The organism is Actinomycetota bacterium, assembly GCA_041658565.1.
Taxonomy (GTDB): Bacteria; Actinomycetota; AC-67; order AC-67; family AC-67; genus JBAZZY01.
On record JBAZZY010000074.1, the window covers coordinates 1 to 3,252 of the forward strand.

General features: G+C 67.7%; 4 protein-coding genes. All 4 read right to left on the bottom strand.

The features are described from left to right. Positions 1 to 331: radical SAM protein (locus WDA27_14980; GenBank protein MFA5892227.1), on the bottom strand; the 331-nt coding region annotated here is incomplete at its 3' end. Then, positions 309 to 1,622 carry a gephyrin-like molybdotransferase Glp gene (gene glp, locus WDA27_14985; GenBank protein ID MFA5892228.1) on the bottom strand — a complete coding sequence of 438 codons (1,314 nt, stop codon included), beginning with the start codon at positions 1,620 to 1,622 and terminating at the stop codon, positions 309 to 311. The genes glp and WDA27_14980, both read right to left, overlap by 23 nt. Continuing rightward, positions 1,612 to 2,553, bottom strand: a complete 942-nt coding sequence (locus WDA27_14990) for an energy-coupling factor ABC transporter ATP-binding protein (protein MFA5892229.1) — start codon at positions 2,551 to 2,553, stop codon at positions 1,612 to 1,614. Before WDA27_14990 ends, glp begins: the two co-directional genes overlap by 11 nt. Further along, the gene (locus tag WDA27_14995) at positions 2,546 to 3,193 is read right to left on the bottom strand and encodes an ABC transporter permease (protein ID MFA5892230.1); all 648 of its coding nucleotides are present in this window, start codon (positions 3,191 to 3,193) and stop codon (positions 2,546 to 2,548) included. Before WDA27_14995 ends, WDA27_14990 begins: the two co-directional genes overlap by 8 nt. Positions 3,194 to 3,252: the final 59 nt, after the last annotated feature.

Genomic DNA, 3,252 nt, shown 5'->3' on the forward strand with positions numbered 1-3,252 from the left:
CCGCCCGCGCGAGCTCCGCGGCGAGGGGGGCCAATAGGGTGCCGTTCGTCGTCATCGCCAGGGTTTCGAGGCCGCGGATGGGCCTGAGCAGACGGACGAGGCTCGCGATTCCCTTGCGCGCGAGGGGTTCGCCGCCGGTCAGCCTGACCTTCCTGAAACCAAGGCCGACCGCGACGCCGACCACCATGGCTATTTCCTCGAACGTGAGGATCTCCTCATGGCGAAGCGGTTCCACTCCTTCGGGCGGCATGCAATAGACGCAGCGCAGATTGCAGCGATCCGTCACGGAGACGCGAAGATACGCGATCTCACGCCCGTACGAGTCGAACATCGACGACCTCCCCCGCCTGAATTCTCTCAACGCCCAGCTCCATCCGCAGGAGCGCTTCCGCATCGGAAAGCACTGAAAGCATCGAGGAGCCGTGGTAGTTCAGCGGCCGCGCCAAAAGGCCCTCGAAGGCGAGCTCGAGCGCGGCGGGCAGGAATTCCACGCGATCGGAGGCTCGCCGAACCAGGTCCTCGGCGAGCCTGGCTCGCAGGATGCGCGGCTTCCACGCGAGGCCGAGCCTCGCGGCCAGATGGGGCCTGACGAGAATCTCGAAATTGACGAAGGTGGAGACCGGATTGCCGGGGAGGCCGAAAGCCGCGGTCGAGCCGCGCATGCCGAAAAAAGTCGGCTTGCCGGGCCGCATAGCGAGCCCGTGGAAACGAGGCTTCACGCCGAGGGATTCGAGGACGCGAGGCACGAAATCGAAATCGCCCATCGATACGCCACCGGACACGAGGACGATATCGCACTCGTCCAGCGCCCTCGAAAGGGCCTCGCGCAAGACTCCCTCGTCGTCGGGGAAAACGCCGTAGAAGCGCGCATCGCCTCCCGCCGCCATGGCTTGAGCCGCCAGCTGGGGGCCGTTTGAATCGTAAATCGCGGCCGGCCCGAGAGCCGCGCCGGCCGCGACAATCTCGTCGCCCGTGGAGACGATGCCGACGAGGGGCCGCTTCGCGACTTCGACCTCGGAGTAGCCCGAGGATGCGAGAATGCCGAGGTCCTGCGGCCCCAAAAGACGCGGCCCGAGCAAGCGGTCCCCGGAGCGGAGATTCTCCCCGCGAGCGATCACGTTCGAAACGCTCTCGGGCCGAGTGAAGAGAACGAGGGAACGGCCGGCGGCGTCCGAGCCTCCGTCGCGAGTCCATTCGACGCGTTGCACGCGCGAGGCACCGGCCGGCAAGGGCGCGCCCGTCATGATGCGGACCGCCTCGCCGGCTCCGAGCCGCGGGGCTGCGGCCTCGCCCGCCGCCGTCGCGCCCACGACGCGATACAGGGTTCCGCCCGCCGCGCCCTTCCCCGCTCCGCCGTCGGCACCCGTAGAATCCCGCCCGCCGCCTGACGAGCCGGCCGGCGCGTCGCCCGATACGCGATGTGCGACTTCATGCGCGGCCGCGTAAGCGAAGCCGTCCATGGCCGACTTGTCGAAGGGAGGCTGATCCAAGAAACAAAAGGCTTCGACTGGCATGGCGCGTCCAAGAGACTCGGCGAGAGAAACCCGCTCCGTCGCGGACGCCGGGGCGCAGGCGATAACGATGCTCAGCGCTTCGTCGGGATGCAGCGCGTTATCCGACATTGATCAACCTCCGGTCGTTGGCGATTCTTCCCGAATCGACGCGAATTTCCCGATGCGCTAGCTTTTCGGCCAAGGCCGCGTCGTGGGTGCTGAATACGATCGTGCTCCCCGCTAAAATGCGCCCGCGGATCGCCTCGAGGATCAGGTCCCTGGAAGCCGCGTCCGCGCTAGCGGTCGGCTCGTCGAGGAGAAGCACGTCGGCTCCGGTGGCGAAGGCCCTGGCCAAAGCCACTCGCTGGGCTTCTCCTCCTGAAAGCGCTCGATGCCGCCTTCGTTCGAAGCCGGACAGGCCGAGCTCCGCGAGGGCCGCCGCGGCTCTCTCGACGGCCACGGCCCTTCCCGCGCCGCGCGCGCGGGAACCGAACTCGACGTTATACGCCACCGTCCCGGCCAGCAGGTACGGGTGCTGGTGGAGATAGACGACGCGGGACTTGAGACGCGCGAAGCCAAGAGAAACCTTGGCCGAGGCCGCGCTGGAAACGGCTTCCTCGCCCTCGAAAAACAGGCGTCCCGCGGTCGGCCGGAAAATGCCCGCCAGCATCTTGAGCAGCGTCGTCTTGCCGGAACCGTTCGGCCCAACAAGGGCGAGGCACTCGCCTTCGCGTAGCTCGAGGGCCTCGAGATCGAGCGCCACGCATGAGCCGTAGCTGGCCACGAGACCGCGCGCGGAGAAAAGAGCCGGCTCAGCGCCCGCGATGGGGTCGACGGCGGCGCCAGCGTTCGAGCCGGCGACAGGTTCGGCGATACCGTCGGCATGACCCTTGGCGGCGCCGGCCTTGGGATCGGCCGGGCCGGAAACCGGGCTGGCGGCGCGGGCATTGGGACCGACGCCGCCGCTCGACGGGTCGTCGGCGACGCCGCCCTTCGCGACTCGGGATTTAGCGCCGCCGGACTCGCTCCCCGCGCCCGCGTTATGCGACACATTACTCATGGCGGGCCAGCGCGTGGACGGCCAGGTTGATGGCCAGGGCGAGGGCGAGGAGGACGAGCCCGAGCGAAATAGCCCGCTCGAACTCGCCCTTGGAGGCGTCGAGGGCGATGGCCGTCGTCATCGTGCGCGTGGAAAAGCGGATATTCCCGCCGAGCATCATCGAGACGCCGACCTCTCCGGTCACGCGCCCGAAGGCGGCCACGAGGGCGGCCACAAGAACGGCCCTCGACTCCCGGACGGTCGCCGTTATACGCGACAATGGTCCTGAGCCCAAGGTGAGAAGCGTCTCGCGGAAGCGAGGATCGAGCTTCGACAGTCCCGCGTAGGTCAGGGAGGCCACGACGGGAAAGGCGAGAAAGGACTGGCCGAGAATCACTCCCGCGGGAGCGTAGAGCCAATTCAGTCCTCCCATCGGGCCGGATCTCGAAATCAGCGAATAGGCGAAGAGGCCGATGACCACGGTGGGGAGGGCGGTCAGGGAGTTGACGGCCGCCACAAGGCCGCGACGCCCGCGAAAGTTCCGTGAGGCGAGGGCGACGCCCGCGGGAACTCCTGGCAGTACCGAAAAAAGGGTGGCGAAGAGGGAAAAGCGGAGGCTCCGCCCGACCACGCCCCAGGTCTCCGGATCGCCCGAAAACAAAAGGACGAAGGCATCCCTCATCGCCCGACCCTCAATACAGGTAGAAGCACTGCTCTCCG

Bases quoted from the DNA above. Each gene is read 5' to 3' on its own strand.
- glp (MFA5892228.1), bottom strand. From the start codon at position 1,622: ATGTCGGATAACGCGCTGCATCCCGACGAAGCGCTGAGCATCGTTATC.
- WDA27_14990 (MFA5892229.1), bottom strand. From the start codon at position 2,553: ATGAGTAATGTGTCGCATAACGCGGGCGCGGGGAGCGAGTCCGGCGGC.